The organism is Actinocorallia aurantiaca, assembly GCF_039533685.1.
Lineage (GTDB): Bacteria > Actinomycetota > Actinomycetes > Streptosporangiales > Streptosporangiaceae > Actinocorallia > Actinocorallia aurantiaca.
The window spans coordinates 120,974-137,166 of sequence record NZ_BAAATZ010000034.1; the positions used below are offsets into that span (position 1 = coordinate 120,974).

Here is a 16,193-nt window from a genome sequence, read left to right on the forward strand (position 1 = left end):
TCCCGAGCGCGCCCGGCTTCCGGTAGAACTCCGAAGATGGACATCGTCGAGGTGAACGATCCGGCGGACGGGGAACTGGACGCCTGGCACGCGCTGGTGTCCTCGGTGCACACCCACGATCATCCGGAAGAGCCCTCTCCCGAGCCGTCGCAGACCGTCGGATGGCTGCTGGGAGGGGTGCCCCGCCGGATGTGGGCGGTGCCGCACGAGGACGGGTTCGGGGCGGTGGCGAGCCTGCGCCTGCCCGGCGACGCGGCCGTCAGGGCCGGGGAGATCGAGATCCACGTGCATCCGGGCCTGCGCCGACGAGGGGTGGGCACCCGGCTGCTGCGGTCGGCCGCCGGGGCGCTGCGCGCCGACCAGCGGGCCACCGCGATCGCCCAGGCGCTCGCCGGCACTCCCGCGGTGCCGTTCCTGGAGTCCAGGGGTTTCGGCTGCGTGCTCACCACCCAGGGCCTGGTACTGCGCACGGACGAGGCGAGGGCCAGGGTCGAGACGGAGGGCTACGCCGCGCTGGACCCGTCGGGCTACCGGCTGATCCGCTGGACGGGCGTGGTGCCCGACCGGCTCGCCGCCGCCTTCGCCATGGCCAAGCGGGCGATGGCCGACCACGACGAGGGCGAGTCGGCGTGGACCCCCGAGCGGGTCAGGGAGACCGCCGAGCAGGTGGCCAAGCGCGGCGACGAGCTCTACACCGTGGCCGCCCTGCACGGCACCCGGCTGGCCGGCTTCACGGAGATCGTCGTGCCGGGGGACGCTCCCGAGCGGGCCTTCCAGTACGACACCGCCGTCGTGCCCGAGCACCGGGGCCGCAGGCTGGGCCTGTGGGTGAAGGCGGCCATGCTGCGCTGGCTGGCCGAGGAGCGCCCCGAGATCACCGAGATCGAGACCGACAACGCCGACGACAACGAGCACATGCTCGCGGTCAACGAGGCGCTGGGCTTCCGCCCCCTGCGCGAGTACCGGGAGTACCAGGCCACGGCCTCCGACCTTCCCTGACCGCGATCCGCTCCGATGGATCATCGCCGCGACGCGGGAGGCGGCGGAACCCTACGATGGAGTGGTGACTTCGGGTGAGTATCTGCGTTATCCCCATCTGAGGGGCGACCTGCTGGCCTTCACCGCCGAGGACGACGTGTGGCTGGCCCCGCTGGACGGCGGGAGGGCCTGGCGCCTGTCGGCCGACCGCACCCCGGTGAGCCATCCACGGCTGTCCGCGGACGGGAGCAAGGTCGCCTGGACCAGCTGGAGGGACGGTGATCCCGAGGTCCACCTGGCGCCGGTGGACGGGGGTCCGAGCGAGCGCCTCACCCACTGGGGCGCCGCCTCCACCCGGGTGCGGGGCTGGACGCCCGGCGGCCGGGTGCTGGCCACCAGCTCCACCGCCCAGCCGTTCTCCCACTTCACCTGGGCCTACGCGGTCCCGGTCGACGGCAGCACCGCCGCGCGCCTGCCGTACGGGCCGGTGGAGGATCTGGCGCTGTCGGGGACGCACCGCTCGGAGCGGGCGGCGCTGCTGACCGGCGGGGCGAGCGAGCCGGCCCGCTGGAAGCGGTACCGGGGCGGCGGCATGGGCAGGCTGTGGACGGGCGCGGCGATCGAGCCCGCCGAGTACCGGACCGAGGCCGACGGCGCGCTGTCGATCGAGGAGGACCACTTCACGCGGATCCTGGCCGACCTGGGCGGCCACCTGGACAGCGTCATGATCGTGGACGGCCGGGTCGCCTTCCTCTCCGACCACGAGGGCGTCGGCGCCCTGTACTCCTGCGAGTTCGACGGCTCCGGCCTGCGCCGCCACGGCGGGAGGCCCGAGTTCTACGCGAGGCACGCCGCCACCGACGGCTCCCGGGTCGTCTACTGCTCGGCCGGGCGGATCTGGCTGCTGGAGGGCCTGGAGGACGAGCCGAGGCCGCTGGAGGTCCGGCTGGGCGGCTCGGGCACGGCCCGCCGCCCCTTCCAGGTGACCGGCGAGGACATGCTCGGCGGCTTCTCCTGCGACCGCACCGGCAGGGCCAGCGTGGTGGAGGTCGCCGGGACCGTGCACTGGCTGACCCACCGAGACGGCCCCGCCCGCACGCTGGCCACCGATCCCCGCTCCCGGGCCCGGCTGCCCCGGGTCCTGGGCGACGGGAACGTCGCCTGGATCGTGGACGCGGGCACGGACCTTCCCGGCGACGCCCTGGAGGTGGCCCCCGCGGCGGGCCTGGAGCCGGGGACGTCCCCGCGGCGGCTGGCCGCGGGCCGGCTGGGCTGGGTCGACGACCTGGTGCCCGCCCCCGACGGCGGGACCGCCGCGGTCACCACGAGGGACGGCAGGCTGCTGCTGGTGGACCTGGAGTCGGGGGAGACGGAGGAGCTGGCGGCGACGGACAAGGGCCGGATCGAGGACGTGGCGTTCTCGCCGGACTCGGCCTGGCTCGCCTGGTCGGCGCCGGAGGCCTCGCCGCTGCGCCGGATCCGGCTGGCCCGCCTGGCCGACAGGACCGTCGTGGACGTCACCGACGGCAGGTTCGAGGACAGCTCTCCCTGTTTCACGCTGGACGGCAAGTTCCTGGCCTTCCTGTCGTGGCGGGGTTTCGATCCGGTCTACGACCAGCACGTGTTCGACCTGTCGTTCCCGTTCGGATGCCGCCCGTACCTGGTGCCGCTGGCCGCCTCGACGCCGTCTCCGTTCGCGCCGTCCGTCGAGGGCCGTCCCGTCGGTTCCGACGACGCGAACGGCGAGGACGATGCCGCCGAGGACGAGAAGGACGCCGAGGGCGAGAAGGGCGAGAAGGACGCCGAGGGCGGCAAGGAGGAGAAGGGCGGGAAGGGCGGGAAGGGCGGCAAGAAGGATCGCACCAGGGTCGACCTGGAGGGCCTGTCGGTCCGGGTCGTGCCCTTCCCGGTGGAGGCCTCCCGCTATGCCGCGATGAGCGCGGTCAAGGGCGGTGTGGTGTGGATGAAGCTGCCGCTGTCCGGCTCGCTGGGCGAGAGCGGGCCCCAGCCCGACACCGCCCCGCTGCGGCCGTCCCTGGAGCGCTTCGACCTCGGCACCCGCAAGTGCGAGGAGATCGTCGACCCGCTCGACGGCTACGACGTCAGCGGTGACGGGGAGCGGCTGGTGATCCGCAACCGGGGCAGGCTGCAGGTGGTGGCCTCCAGCGGTTCGGGCTCCGACGACGACGCCGTCAAGGTCGACCTCTCCCGGGCCAGGACCGGCATCGACCCGGTGGCCCGCTGGAGGCTGGCCTACGCGGAGGCCGGCCGTGCGACGCGCCACGAGTTCTGGAGCGAGCGGGCCCTGGAGGAGGCCGGGTGGGACGCGGCGCTGGAGCGCTACCGCCCCGTCCTGGACCGGGTGGCCACCCCCGACGACTTCGCCGACCTCATGTGGGAGGTGCTCGGCGAGCTGGGCACCTCCCACGCCTACGTCTCCCGCGCCCGCTACGACCGGGAGGGCGAGTGGCTGGGGATGCTCGGCGCGGACCTGCGCCGGGACGGCGACGTCTGGCGGATCACGCGGATCCTGCCGGGCGAGTCCTCCGACCCGCGCGCCCGCGCCCCGCTGGCGGGGCCGGGCATCGTGGTGCGCCCGGGCGACGTCCTGCTGGAGGTGGACGGGCGGCCGGTCGATCCGGTGACCGGGCCGGGTCCGCTGCTGGCGGGCATGGCCGACACCCCGATCGAGCTGACCGTCGGCCCCCGCGAGGGCGGGCCGCCGCGCAGGGTGGCGGTGGTGCCGCTGCTGGACGAGGAGCGGCTGCGCTACCAGGACTGGGTGTCCGAGCGCCGCAGGCGCGTCCGCGAGGCCGGAGAGGGCCGCCTGGGGTACCTGCACATCCCCGACATGGTGGGGTTCGGCTGGGCGCAGCTGCACCGCGACCTGCGGGTGGAGATGGCGCTGGAGGGCCTGGTCCTGGACCTGCGCGGCAACCGCGGCGGCCACACCTCCCAGCTGGTGCTGGAGAAGCTCGCCCGCAAGATCATCGGCTGGGACGTGCCGCGCGGCGGCCTGCCCTCCTCCTACCCGGAGAACGCCCCGCGCGGCCCGATCGTGGCGGTGGTGGACGAGCGCGCCGGCTCGGACGGCGACATCATCTCCGCCGCGATCAAGATCATGGGTCTGGGCAAGGTCGTCGGCACCCGCACCTGGGGCGGCGTCATCGGCATCGACGGCTGGCACCGCCTGGCCGACGGCACCTCCATCACGGTGCCCAGGTACGCCACCTGGTTCGACGCCTACGGCTGGGGTCTGGAGAACCACGGCGTCGATCCGGACCTCGAGGTCGTCATGACCCCCGAGGACTGGGTCAACGGCCGCGACCCCCAGCTCGACACCGCGATCGGCCTGGCCCTGGCCTCGCTGGCGGACCGCAGTCCCGCCGCGCCGCCCGACCGTCACTGAGCCCGTGCCGCACCGGCCGCCGTCCCCTTGGGGCGGCGGCTTTTTCGTGTCCGCCCGGCGCGTTGTTCGATTGTTATCTGAGACAACAAAATGGGGGGATCGGGGTGTTGTGTCTCAGGTCACCCTGACATAAGTTGCAGCAAACAACATTCGACGGGGAGCGAACCGGCAGGTGAGCCCCCCGGAGCACTCCCACCCCCCACCCCCGCCGCCATCCCCGTCCGGCGGCAGTCTCCTGAAAGGACCCCCGCAGCATGCGCAAGGGCCTCCTCACGCTGACCACCTGCACCGCCCTCCTCGTCCCCGCCCTCGCCGCCTGCGGCGACGAGACCGAGACCGCCGCACCCGAGAAGGCGGGCCGGATCGGGGTGATCCTGCCCGACAGCAAGTCCTCCGCCCGCTGGGAGAACGCCGACCGCAAGTACCTCAAGGAGGCGTTCGACGCCGCGGGCGTCGACTCCGACATCCAGAACGCGCAGGGCGACAAGAACTCCTTCCAGACCATCGCCGACCAGATGATCACGAACGGGGCCACCGTCCTGCTCATCGTGAACCTCGACAGCGGGACCGGCAAGGCCGTCATCGCCAAGGCCAAGTCCCGGGGCGTGGCCGTCATCGACTACGACCGGCTCACCCTCGGCGGCGGCGCGGAGTACTACGTCTCCTTCGACAACACCAAGGTCGGCACCCTCCAGGGCGAGGGCCTGGCCAAGTGCCTGACGGACAAGGGCGCGCAGAAGCCGATCATCGCGGAGCTGAACGGCTCGCCGACCGACAACAACGCCACCCTGTTCAAGAACGGCTACGACGGCGTGCTGCAGCCCAAGTACGACTCGGGCGAGTACGTGAAGGGCCCGGACCAGTCGGTGCCCGAGTGGGACAACACCAAGGCCGGGACGATCTTCGAGCAGATGCTCACCGGCCAGCCGAAGATCGCGGGCGTGCTCGCCGCCAACGACGGCCTGGGCAACGCCGCCATCGCGGTGCTGAAGAAGCAGAAGCTCAACGGGCAGGTCCCCGTCACCGGCCAGGACGCCACCGTCCAGGGACTGCAGAACATCCTCGCGGGCGACCAGTGCATGACCGTCTACAAGGCGATCAAGAAGGAGGCGGACGCCGCCGCCGGCCTCGCGGTCGCGCTGGCCAAGGGCGAGAAGGGCGAGACCAACGGCACGGTCAAGGACCCCGAGACCGGCACCGAGGTGCCCTCGGTGCTGCTCGAGCCCCAGGCGATCTTCAAGGAGAACGTCAAGGACGTCGTGACCGACGGCTACGTCACCAAGGAAGAACTGTGCACCGGCGACTTCGCGGAGAAGTGCGCCGAGGCGGGCATCCAGTAGGACCACCCCCCAGCGCCCCGGCCGCCTCCCCCGCGGCGGCCGGGGCCGTCCCCTTGAGGAGATCCATGACCGCGTCCGCGCCCCCGGATCCGCGCACCCCCGTGATCGAACTGCGTGGCCTCGACAAGAGCTTCGGCCCCGTGCAGGTACTGCACGACGTCGCCTTCTCCGCCCACTCCGGGGAGGTGACGGCCCTCGTCGGGGACAACGGCGCGGGCAAGTCCACCCTGGTGAAGTGCGTCGGCGGCATCCACCCGATAGATGCCGGCGAGTACCTCTTCGACGGCGTGCCGGTGCAGGTGAACAGCCCGCGGGACGCCGCCGCGCTGGGCGTCGAGATCGTCTACCAGGACCTGGCCCTGTGCGACAACCTGGACATCGTCCAGAACATGTTCCTCGGCCGGGAGAAGCGGAACGGGCTCATCCTGGACGAGTACACGATGGAGGAACTGGCCGCCAAGACGCTGGCCGGGCTGTCCGTCCGGACCGTCAAGTCCGTCCGCCAGCAGGTGTCGAGCCTGTCGGGCGGGCAGCGGCAGACCGTCGCGATCGCCAAGGCCGTGCTGTGGAACAGCAAGGTCGTCATCCTGGACGAGCCGACCGCGGCCCTGGGCGTGGCGCAGACCCAGCAGGTGCTGGAACTGGTCCGCCGCCTGGCCGACAGGGGCCTGGCCGTCGTCCTCATCTCGCACAACATGAACGACGTCTTCGCGGTGTCCGACCGGATCGCCGCCCTCTACCTGGGCCGGATGGCGGCCCAGGTGCGGACCTGCGACGTGACGCACGCGCAGGTCGTCGAACTGATCACCTCCGGTCGCAGCGGGGACCTGGGCCTCGCCGGCACGAACGGCAACGGAAACGGAGCCAGGACATGAGCGTCACCGCCCACAAGCAGAAGCCCGACGCGGGCCCCGGTGGCACGCTTCCGTCCCTGGCCGGCGGCTACCTCACCAAGGTCAAGGGCGGGGACATGGGAGCGCTGCCCGCCGTCACCGCGCTGGTCGTCCTGTGCATCTTCTTCTGGGTCGCGCAGCCGAGCTTCATGACGCAGGGCAACTTCGCCAACCTCCTCACCCAGGGCGGCGCGGGCATCGTCATCGCGATGGGCCTGGTGTTCGTGCTGCTGCTCGGGGAGATCGACCTGTCGGCGGGCTTCACCAGCGGGGTCTGCGCCGCGGTGCTGGCGGTCACCCTCACCCGGCAGGGCTGGCCCTGGTACGCGGCGGTCGGGATCGCCCTGGTCGTCGGCCTGGTCATCGGCCTGGCCCTGGGCCTGATCGTGGTGCGGATCGGCATCCCGTCGTTCGTGGTGACGCTCGCGGCGTTCCTGGCCCTGCAGGGCGTGGCGCTGAAGATCATGGACAACGGGACCAACATCTCCATCCATGACAAGACGGTGCTGGCGATCGCCAACGACAACGTCCCGATCCTCCTCGGCTGGGGGCTGTGCGCCGTCGCGGTGCTGGGCTACGCCGCCGTGCTGCTGCTGCGGTACCGCAACCGGGCGGCGCGGGGGCTGGCGGTGGAGAGCCCGGCGGTGGTCGGGCTCAAGATCGCGGGACTGGCGCTGCTGCTGGGCGCGGCGGTGCTCGTCCTCAGCATGGAGCGCAGCTACAACCCGGCGCTCCACTCGCTCAAGGGCGTGCCGATCGTGGTCCCGCTCATCGCGGTGCTGCTGGTGCTGTGGACGTTCGTGCTCACGCGGACCACCTTCGGGCGGCACGTCTACGCCGTCGGCGGCAGCCAGGAGGCGGCCCGGCGGGCCGGCATCGACGTCGACCGCATCCGCATCACCGCGTTCGTGCTGTGCTCGGCGATGGCCGCGATCGGCGGTCTCATCGCCGCCTCCCGCGCCAACTCCGTCGACCCCAACACCGGCGGCAGCGACGTGCTGCTCAAGGCGGTCGGCGCGGCGGTCATCGGCGGCACCAGCCTGTTCGGCGGGCGCGGGCGGATGCTCGACGCGGTGCTCGGAGGCATGGTCATCGCGGTGATCGACAACGGCATGGGGCTCATGGGTTACAGCGCGGGAACCAAGTTCATCGTGACAGGATTGGTCCTGCTTCTGGCGGCGGGTGTCGACGCCCTGTCGCGTAAACGCGCGCTGCCGGGAAGATAGAAAGGACCCCCCGACCCGTGAAAGCCGCGCCCTCGCCCGAGGAGATCCGCCGGCACAATCTGGGCACCCTGCTCCGCCACGTGCACCTGTCGGGCCCGGCCTCGCGCGCGGAGCTGGCCGAGCGGATGGGGCTGAACCGCAGCACCATCATGGCGCTGACCTCCGACCTGACCTCCGCAGGGCTGGTGAGCGAGGAGCTGCCCCGTACGACCGGAAAGGCGGGCCGCCCCTCGCTGGTGGTGCGGCCCGAGTCGGCCCGGGTCCACGTCCTGGCACTGGACGTCGGGGCCGACCGGCTGACCGTCGCCAGGGTCGGGCTCGGCGGGGTGGTCCTGGACCGCAGGAACGCTCCACGGCAGCCCGACCCCTTCCACCCCGAGGAGGTCGTCTCGGTGCTGGTGGGCCTGTCCCGCCAGCTCATGCGCAGGGCGCGGCCCGACACGGTGTGCGTGGGGGTCGGGGCGGCGTTCTCCGGCATCGTCCGCCAGGAGGACGGCGTCGTGCGGCGCAGCCCCAACCTCGGCTGGACGGACGTGCCCTTCGGCGCGGAACTGGGCCGGAGGCTGGGGCTCGGCCTGCGCGTCTCGGTCGGCAACGACGCCAACCTCGGGGCGCTGGCCGAACGCACGCGCGGTGCGGGCGTGGGCCTGGACGACCTCATCTACCTGCACGGCGACGTCGGCATCGGCGGCGGCGTCATCGTCGGCGGCAGGCTGCTGGGCGGGGTGGGCGGCTACGGCGGCGAGGTCGGCCACATGGTCGTCAACCCCGGCGGGCGGCCCTGCGGCTGCGGCTCCCACGGCTGCCTGGAGGCCGAGGCCGGGGAGCTGGCGCTGCTGGCCGCGGCGGGCCGGACCGGCCGGACCGGCCGGGAGGCGGTCGCCGCCGTCGTGGACGCCGCGGACCGCGGGGACGTGACGGCCAGGGACGCCCTGCACCGGGTCGGCGACTGGCTCGGCTACGGGGTCGCCAACCTGGTGAACATCTTCAACCCCGCGATGGTGGTCTTCGGCGGGGTGCTGCGGGAGATCTACCTGGGCTCCGCCGCCCAGGTCCGCAGCAGGCTCGCCCTGGCGGGTCTGGGCGCGGCCAGGGAGCAGGTCAGGCTGCGCACCTCGGAGCTGGGGGACGAGGCGACCCTCATGGGCGCCGCGGAACTCGCCTTCGCCGACGTGCTCGCCGACCCCCTGGAGGCCCTCGCCAGGAGCAAAAACCCGTTGCCTTGACCCCCGGCCGGTCGGCACTCTGCTTCAGGGCCTCCCCGAAGGGGAACCCGACAGGAAGGGGGTGTACACGATGGCGGGCGTTTTGGTGCTCAACGCCTCGTATGAGCCTTTACAGCGTGTGACTCTGAGGCACGCGATCCGGATGCTGGTGCGCGGCGTCGCGGTCATCGAGGAGGCCGTGGACGGCCGGAGCTTCGGGGTGTTCCCCGAGCCGAGGGTCCTGCGGCTGGTCCGGTACGTGACGACGAGGTGGCGGCACTCGCGGCGACCCGGCTGGAGCAAGGCCGGGGTGCGCAAGCGGGACCGCGGCCGGTGCGGCTACTGCGGCAGGCCGGGTGACTCCATCGACCACATCGTCCCGGTCTCCCGGGGCGGGGAGTCGAGCTGGGAGAACACCGTCCTGGCGTGCACCCGCTGCAACCACCGCAAGGCCGACTCGCTGCTCCGCGAGTGCGGGATGCTCCTGTCGTTCACCCCGTACGTCCCCACCTGGGACCAGCTCATGGCGCTGTGAGGGCATGGGGAGTCCCGGGCGGGACTCCCCATGAGGGTCAGTCGAACAGGTCGGGCTGCTCCCGGATGACCTGGTCGGCGATGGGCTGGTAGTTCACCCACGCCACCAGGTCGTTGCCGAGCTGGCCGCGGGTGAGGACGGCGTTCTCGTGCTCGATCGGCACGGGGGTGCCCGCGGCCTGGGCCAGGAGCTGGACCTGGCACGAGCGCTCCATGGTGACGAACCACCAGGCGGCGGCGTCGACGCTGTCGCCGACGGTCAGCAGCCCGTGGTTGCGCAGGATGACCGCCTTCTGACCGCCGAGGGCGGCGGCGATGCGCTTGCCCTCCTCCAGGTCGGTGACGACCCCGGTGTAGTCGTCGAACAGGCCGTGGTCCTCGTAGAAGGCACAGGCGTCCTGGGTGATGGGCGCGAGCTTCTGGCCCAGCGCCGACAGGGCGCGCCCGTAGGTGGAGTGGCTGTGCGCGGCGGCCACCACGTCGGGCCGGGCCTGGTGCAGCTGGGAGTGGATCGCGAAGGCCGCCTCGTTGACCGGGTGGCGGCCCTGGACGACCTGGCCCTGGTGGTTGACCAGGATGAGGTCGCTGACCCGGATGTGCTTGAAGGACATCCCGAACGGGTTCACCCAGAAGTGGTCGGTGTGCTCGGGGTCGCGGGCGGTGATGTGGCCGGCCACGCCCTCCTCGAACCCGAACTTCCCGAACACCCGCAGGGCCACGGCCAGCCGCTCCTTGCGGTGCCGCCGCTCGCCCTCGACGTCGTCGAAGTTCGGCGGGAACCGGTAGATCAGATCCGTCGCCAGCTTGTTCAGGAACTCCTCTTCCTGCGACATCTCCTGGGCTCCTTTGTCCTGGGGCGTCAAACTATGGTGCTACTGAAGCCTATGCCCGCACGCTTGGCTAGGCCCCGGACGTCCAAGCCGGGCCGAGCCGGTTGTCGGCAGTGGACAAGGGGGGCTCGAGTGGAGCGTTTCGTGGGGCTGCTGGGGGAGGGCGGTCCCGACCCGGCGGTGGTCGAGGCGGCGGTCCGGGCCGCCCGCGCCCGCTCGCCGCTGGTCGCCGCGCTCCCCGAGGACGAGGTGCGGCGGCACGTGCGGGCGATCGTCGAGGCGGCGCTCACCGCGCTGGCCACGGGCGACGAGGAGCTGACGGACCTGCGGGCGGCCGAGGAGCTGGGCGCGGCCAGGGCCCGGCAGGGCGTTCCGGTGGCGGCGCTGCTGGACGGCTTCCAGGCCGGGCGCTCCCTTCTGGTGCGGACGGTCGTGGACCGCGGCCGGGAGCTGGGGATCCCGGCGGACGAGCTGCTGGAGGCCGTCACCCGGATCGACGTCGTGGCCACCGCGCTGGAGCACAGGATGGTGCACGCCCACCGGATCGCCGAGCTGGAACTGGCCGGGACCGCCCGCGACATCCAGGTCCAGCGGCTGCGCCGGCTGCTGCACGGCGAGCTGGAGTCCGACCGGCCCCGGCGGGTGGTCGTCACCGACGTCAGCGACCCGGCCGAGGCCCGGCGGCTCGAGCCCGCGCTGGGCGGGCCGTCCGGCCTGGTCGGCCTGGTCGACGGGCGGCTGACGGCCCTGGTCTCGGTCCCGCCCGAGCTGCCGGAGCTGCGCGGGGTGGTCTCCCCGCTGGTGCCGCCCGAGCGGATCCCGGCGATGTACCGGCTGTGCGGGCGCGCCCTGCGGCCGGGGGAGCCGGGTCTGCGCCCGCTGACGGAGCTCGCCCTGCTGACGGCGCTGTCGGCCGAGCCGGAGCTGGGCGGCCTGCTGGCCGGGGAGCTGCTGGCGGGCCTGGACCCGGCCGACTCCTTCCACCGGGCGCTGGCGGAGACGGCTCTGGCCTTCCTCGACCACGCCGGCCGGATCGAGCCCGCGGCCGCCGTCCTGCACGTCCACCCCAACACGGTGAAGTACCGGCTGCGCCGCTTCCACCAGCTCACCGGAGGACGCCTGGACCGGCTGCCGGTGCCCGAGGCCGCGCATAAATGGTGGGCTCTGCGGACTTTCCTGGCACGATGAGATCCATGAACGTGGGCGTGGTGATGTGGCCGACCTCCCCGTGGCCGGAGATGGGGGAACTGTGGAAACGGGCGGAGGAGCTGGGCTTCCACACCGGCTGGCTCTATGACCATCTGGCCTGGCGGGGGCACACCCCCTGGGACGACGCGTACACCTCCCTGGCCGCCGCGGCGGCCCTGACGTCCACGATACGGCTGGGCACGCTGGTCACGTCGCCGAACTTCCGGCACCCCGTCCCCACCGCGCAGGCGGTGAAGACCCTCGACCGGATCAGCGGCGGCCGGATCACCCTGGGCGTCGGCGCGGGCGGCACGTCCCACGGCTCGGACGGCGACGTGCTCGGCGCGGAGTGGACGCCGCGGCGGCGCGCCGACCGGTTCACCGAATGGGTGACCCAGCTCGACGCCCTGCTCACCGGCACCGACGTCTCCGCGGAGGGCGAGTACTGGTCGGCCCGCGGGGTCACGGTGTCCCCCGGCCTGGTCCAGCGGCCCCGTCCGCCGTTCCTCATCGCGGGGGAGGGGCCCCGCGGCATGCGCCTGGCGGCCCGGCTCGGCCAGGGCTGGATCGCCAACCCCCAGAGCTCTGACGCACCCGCTCTGCCTCGCCTGAAGGAGAGCCTCGCCCGGTTCGAGGAGATCTGCCACGCGGAGGGCCGCGACCCGGCGTCCGTGCCCAGGCTCCTGCTCACCGGTTTCACCCCGGACCCCTGGCTCTCCTCGGTGGCCGCCTTCGAGGACCTGCAAGGCGGGTACGCCGAGGCCGGAATCACCGACCTCGCCCTGCACTGGCCCCGCCCGGACTCCGCGTGGGACGCCGACATGAAGGTCTTCGAGGCCGTCGCCGCCTTCTGCGCAGGGCTCCGCTAGCCCCCGGAGGACGGGGCGTAGGGGTTGTAGGTGGTGAACGTCCAGCGGTGGCCGGCCGGGTCCAGGGCGCTGTAGTCGCGCGAGCCGTACGGGGTGTCGTGCAGCTCCTCGACGATGCAGGCGCCGGCCTCCACCGCGCGGGCGTAGTGGGCGTCGAGGTCGTCGACCCGGACGCACAGCCACATGGCGGAGGGGTTGTCGTCGCCGGTCGGCATGATGACGCCGCCGTCCAGGACGAGCTCGGCGTGCTGGATGACCCCGGCGGAGTCCTCGACCATCAGGTGGGAGGAGAACCCGAAGGCGTCGCACAGGAAGGTGAGGGCACCGCGCAGATCCCGATAGGGCACTATCGGGTAGATCGAGGGACTGCTCATGGACCGGCCTCCTTTCGTTCACCCGCGAGGGTAGGGGATGCCGGTCTGTTCGTCCCGGATTACTCGAAAATCTGTCCGCACACTATCAGTCGGCTCAGCTCACGCCAGGTGATATCGGGCAGTTCACGGACCGGTGAGTGGTCGGGCGCGCCGGTCCGCGGCACCCGGGCGCCGTCGTCGCGGTGCCAGCCGCCGAACGATCCGGCGACCGCGCACTCGGCGTAGGCGGCGGGGTCGAAGTTGCGCCAGAGGGCGGGGGTGGGGCGGGCCCCCGTGCCCGCGGGGCGGGGCGCCTGCACGCCCTTCGCGTCCCGGGAGGAGGGGTGGGTGACGAAGTCCTCCAGGTCGGCGATCTGGGAGAGCAGCACCCGCTCCCAGTCGGCGTAGGTTTCCGGGTCGCCGGTCAGGCTGAGGTCCTTGCCGCTCCAGGCGGGGTCGAAGGGCGGCGGGGGAGTGCTGCCCGCGGCGGCGAACAGCGCGCCGACCTCGTCGGGGGAGAGCGAGGCGCGCGTGCGCAGCCCGGCACTGACCTTCCACAGCGAGCGCAGGAAGGCCGAGAGCGACCAGGACGCCGCGCGGGCGTCCCGGCCGGTCCTCAGGACGTGCAGGTACAGGTCGCGGTTGGTGGCGAGCTCCGGTGTGCCGGGCCCCTCGACCAGGTAGTGCTGCTGCTGGGCGGCGGCACTCTCGAGCGTCAGCATCTGGGCGAGCGCGGAGATCCGCGTCGGGTGACCGGCGATCTTCACCCGGCTGCCACTGTCATCCTGCAACATAACGTCCCACATAGGGACAGAACTTACCCCTTGGCCTGGTGTCGCACCTGCACCTCGGTGAACCCCTCGACGCCCCAGTGCCCGTTCTCGGTGCCCACGCCGCTCCACTTGAAGCCGCCGAAGGGCTGGCCCGGACCGATCGCCAGGTGGGTGTTGACCCAGACGGAGCCGCAGTCCAGCTCGTCGGCCACCGCGGCGGCGCGCTCGGCGTCGCCGCCCCAGACCGAGCCGCCCAGGCCGAAGAGGGTGCCGTTGGCGCGCTCGATCGCCTCGTCCACCGAGCGGTACTTCACGATCGGAAGGGCGGGGCCGAACTGCTCCTCGTCCACGATGCGGAAGCCGTCCTCGACGCCGGCCAGGATGGTCGGCTCGTGGAAGTAGCCCGGGCCGTCGACGGCCTTGCCGCCGGTGACCGCCCGCGCGCCCCGGGAGACGGCGTCGGAGACCAGCTCCGAGACCCGCTCCAGCTGCGGCCGGTTGTTCAGCGGGCCGAGCTGCACGCCCTCCTCCAGACCGTTGCCGACCTTGGCGGAGCGGGCGATGTCGGCGATGGCGTCGACCAGGTCGTCGTGCAGGGCCTCGGGCACGTAGACGCGCTTGATGGCCGAGCAGATCTGGCCGTTGTTCTGGAACGCCGAGCCGTACAGCTTCGGCGCGACCTTGGCGATGTCGGCGTCGTCCAGGACGATCGCCGGGTCGTTGCCGCCCAGCTCCAGGGTGACGCGCTTGAGGTCGTCGGCGGCCGCGGCGGCGACCCGCTTGCCGGTGGCCACGCTGCCCGTGAAGCTGATCTTGCGGGGGACGGGGTGGGAGGTCATGTGCGCGCCGAGGGGGTCGCGCCCGCTGACCACGTTCAGCACGCCCGCGGGCAGCACCTCCTGCAGCAGCCGTCCGGCCGCCAGCGTGGTGACGGGGGTGTAGGGGGAGGGCTTGAGCACCATCGTGTTGCCCGCCAGCAGCGCCGGGGCGATCTTCCAGCAGGCCAGGAGCCACGGGAAGTTCCACGGGGTGATGGCCGCGACCACGCCCATGGGCCTGCGCACGACCTCGACGAACGCGTTGTCGTCGTCCTGGAGCACCTCGCGCGGCATCTGCAGGTCGGCGAAGTGCTTCAGCCACACGCCGGATCCCACGATCTCGATCATGGCCTCCTGCAGCGGCTTGCCCTGCTCGCTGGTGAGGATCGGAGCCAGCTCGCCGGCCTTGGCCATGAGCAGGTCGCCGGCCGCGTGCAGCGCCTGGCGGCGGGCGGCCTCGTCGCGCCTCCAGGTCTTGTAGGCCTGCTGGGCGGCGTCGAACGCGGCGTCGAGCTGCTCGACGGAGGCGTCCGGGACCTGGGCGTAGACCTCGCCGGTGGCGGGGTTGAGGACGTCGAACGTCTCCTTGGCGTCGACGCTCTCGCCGCCGATCGTCATACCGTGGTCGCTCATGCGGGCCCTTCTCTCGGATTACCGAACAGGATTCTAGTCTCCTCGGTCCTCCGGTCGATGGGAAGTCCCGCCGGGCTATTCGGAGGAAGCGGCTGTTCCGGACACCTCGGGGCCCTCCGGCGGATCGGGAGGGAAGGCGAGGGGGTAGTCGTCCCTGAACTCCGGGTGGTCCTCGCCGAGCCAGCACACGTCCCTGACGAAATCCCCGGTCTCGAACTCCGGCTTCCGTGCCCGTTCCGCCATCGGCGCGCTCCGTTCCGTCGGTCCTGTGACCAACGTAACCGGCGTGTCATACCAGGGGTGAGCTGGGCGGAAAGTATTTGCTCCGGGGGCGGTCGATCCGGCAAGGTGTCACCGGACGGGGGAACCGTCCTCTTCGCCCGGGGTCACCCGGGACGATGGCGAACCGTCAGGAAGGGGGACCGTCATGACCGAGTCCGAGCGGCGGGACGAGGCTCGGCCCGTGCCCGCGGACACCCCGCCTCCGCGGCCCCGCCCGGCCGAGTGGGTCCTGCTCACCCCCCGGCGGCCCCGTGACGTCCACCACGATCGGGCCGGCGCCGACGGCTGAGCACGCCCGGAGCATCCGGCGAAAGAACCTACTCTGATCTGGCATTCCGGACGTTCCCGGCCTGGGAGGATACCGGGATCGCACGGCGTCGCCCGGCCGGGCCGCGCCGCAGAGTAGAGGCCCTGGAGACGGGGCCTCGTCCGGTGTCTGGAGGATGGCGTGGAAGGGCTCAAGAAGTTCCTCTTCAGGGGGAACCTTGTGCAGTTGGCGGTCGCCGTGGTGGTCGGCGCGCAGTTCAGCGCGCTGGTGACCCAGTTCGTGAACTCGTTCATCAACCCGTTGCTGGCCCTGGTGGGAGGCAACCCGAATCTGAGCCACCTGAAGTTCACGATCGGCGACACCCCGTTCCTCTACGGGGACTTCATCTCGGTGACCCTGACGTTCCTGATCTCGTCCCTCGTCGTCTACTTCGTGCTGGTCGCCCCGATGTCGAGGCTCATCTCCTACTTCGACCGGGGCCAGGCCGCCACGGAGAAGGACTGCCCGCACTGCCTGAGCCAGATCCCGCTCAAGGCGAGCCGCTGCGCCCACTGCACCCAGGAAGTGCCGGTGGCGTCCGAGCCCGGCCTGAAC

General features: G+C 72.2%; 16 protein-coding genes. 11 read left to right on the forward strand and 5 right to left on the reverse strand.

Going from position 1 to position 16,193, the window contains the following annotated elements; translation table 11 throughout:
* Positions 1-36: 36 nt before the first annotated feature.
* From ABD327_RS33190 to ABD327_RS33220, 7 genes are all read left to right on the forward strand, one after another.
* The gene (locus ABD327_RS33190) at positions 37-999 is read left to right on the forward strand and encodes a GNAT family N-acetyltransferase (protein WP_344456738.1); all 963 of its coding nucleotides are present in this window, start codon (positions 37-39) and stop codon (positions 997-999) included.
* A 64-nt stretch (positions 1,000-1,063) separates the two neighbouring features.
* Positions 1,064-4,387, forward strand: a complete 3,324-nt coding sequence (locus ABD327_RS33195) for a S41 family peptidase (protein ID WP_344456740.1) — start codon at positions 1,064-1,066, stop codon at positions 4,385-4,387.
* A 254-nt stretch (positions 4,388-4,641) separates the two neighbouring features.
* The gene (locus ABD327_RS33200; RefSeq protein ID WP_344456742.1) at positions 4,642-5,727 is read left to right on the forward strand and encodes a sugar ABC transporter substrate-binding protein; all 1,086 of its coding nucleotides are present in this window, start codon (positions 4,642-4,644) and stop codon (positions 5,725-5,727) included.
* Positions 5,728-5,792: 65 nt separating this feature from the next.
* Positions 5,793-6,602 carry an ATP-binding cassette domain-containing protein gene (locus ABD327_RS33205; RefSeq protein ID WP_344456744.1) on the forward strand — a complete coding sequence of 270 codons (810 nt, stop codon included), beginning with the start codon at positions 5,793-5,795 and terminating at the stop codon, positions 6,600-6,602.
* Complete coding sequence (locus ABD327_RS33210; protein WP_344456746.1) at positions 6,599-7,846, forward strand: sugar ABC transporter permease; 1,248 nt, start codon at positions 6,599-6,601, stop codon at positions 7,844-7,846. The genes ABD327_RS33205 and ABD327_RS33210 overlap by 4 nt, the downstream gene beginning before the upstream one ends.
* 17 nt (positions 7,847-7,863) lie before the next feature.
* The gene (locus tag ABD327_RS33215; RefSeq protein ID WP_344456748.1) at positions 7,864-9,072 is read left to right on the forward strand and encodes an ROK family protein; all 1,209 of its coding nucleotides are present in this window, start codon (positions 7,864-7,866) and stop codon (positions 9,070-9,072) included.
* A 118-nt stretch (positions 9,073-9,190) separates the two neighbouring features.
* A complete protein-coding gene (locus tag ABD327_RS33220) occupies positions 9,191-9,586 on the forward strand; it encodes an HNH endonuclease (RefSeq protein ID WP_344456750.1) in 396 nt (131 codons plus the stop codon).
* A 37-nt stretch (positions 9,587-9,623) separates the two neighbouring features.
* Here the strand turns inward: ABD327_RS33220 and ABD327_RS33225 are convergent, their stop codons facing one another.
* Positions 9,624-10,418 carry a class II aldolase/adducin family protein gene (locus ABD327_RS33225; protein ID WP_344456752.1) on the reverse strand — a complete coding sequence of 265 codons (795 nt, stop codon included), beginning with the start codon at positions 10,416-10,418 and terminating at the stop codon, positions 9,624-9,626.
* A gap of 129 nt (positions 10,419-10,547) precedes the next feature.
* On the opposite strand from ABD327_RS33225, the gene ABD327_RS33230 reads away from it, so the two are divergent.
* Both ABD327_RS33230 and ABD327_RS33235 read left to right on the forward strand, forming a co-directional pair.
* Complete coding sequence (locus tag ABD327_RS33230) at positions 10,548-11,603, forward strand: helix-turn-helix domain-containing protein (RefSeq protein ID WP_344456754.1); 1,056 nt, start codon at positions 10,548-10,550, stop codon at positions 11,601-11,603.
* Positions 11,600-12,472, forward strand: coding sequence for an LLM class flavin-dependent oxidoreductase (locus tag ABD327_RS33235; RefSeq protein ID WP_344456756.1), 873 nt, complete (start codon positions 11,600-11,602; stop codon positions 12,470-12,472). Before ABD327_RS33230 ends, ABD327_RS33235 begins: the two co-directional genes overlap by 4 nt.
* On the opposite strand, the gene ABD327_RS33240 is transcribed toward ABD327_RS33235, so the two are convergent.
* The 4 genes from ABD327_RS33240 to ABD327_RS33255 all read right to left on the reverse strand — a co-directional run bounded on the left by ABD327_RS33240 (position 12,469) and on the right by ABD327_RS33255 (position 15,292).
* A complete protein-coding gene (locus ABD327_RS33240) occupies positions 12,469-12,846 on the reverse strand; it encodes a VOC family protein (protein WP_344456758.1) in 378 nt (125 codons plus the stop codon). The genes ABD327_RS33235 and ABD327_RS33240 overlap by 4 nt on opposite strands.
* 59 nt (positions 12,847-12,905) lie before the next feature.
* Positions 12,906-13,619, reverse strand: a complete 714-nt coding sequence (locus ABD327_RS33245; protein WP_344456761.1) for a hypothetical protein — start codon at positions 13,617-13,619, stop codon at positions 12,906-12,908.
* Between the two features lie 23 nt (positions 13,620-13,642).
* The gene (locus tag ABD327_RS33250; protein ID WP_344456763.1) at positions 13,643-15,049 is read right to left on the reverse strand and encodes an aldehyde dehydrogenase family protein; all 1,407 of its coding nucleotides are present in this window, start codon (positions 15,047-15,049) and stop codon (positions 13,643-13,645) included.
* A 75-nt stretch (positions 15,050-15,124) separates the two neighbouring features.
* The gene (locus ABD327_RS33255) at positions 15,125-15,292 is read right to left on the reverse strand and encodes a hypothetical protein (RefSeq protein ID WP_344456766.1); all 168 of its coding nucleotides are present in this window, start codon (positions 15,290-15,292) and stop codon (positions 15,125-15,127) included.
* 184 nt (positions 15,293-15,476) lie between these two features.
* Here ABD327_RS33255 and ABD327_RS33260 point away from each other — a divergent pair, with 184 nt between their 5' ends.
* Together ABD327_RS33260 and ABD327_RS33265 are read left to right on the forward strand one after the other, a co-directional pair.
* Positions 15,477-15,620, forward strand: a complete 144-nt coding sequence (locus ABD327_RS33260) for a hypothetical protein (RefSeq protein WP_344456768.1) — start codon at positions 15,477-15,479, stop codon at positions 15,618-15,620.
* Between the two features lie 159 nt (positions 15,621-15,779).
* Positions 15,780-16,193, forward strand: a 414-nt coding sequence (locus tag ABD327_RS33265) for an MscL family protein (protein WP_344456770.1), incomplete at its 3' end; no start/stop codon positions are given.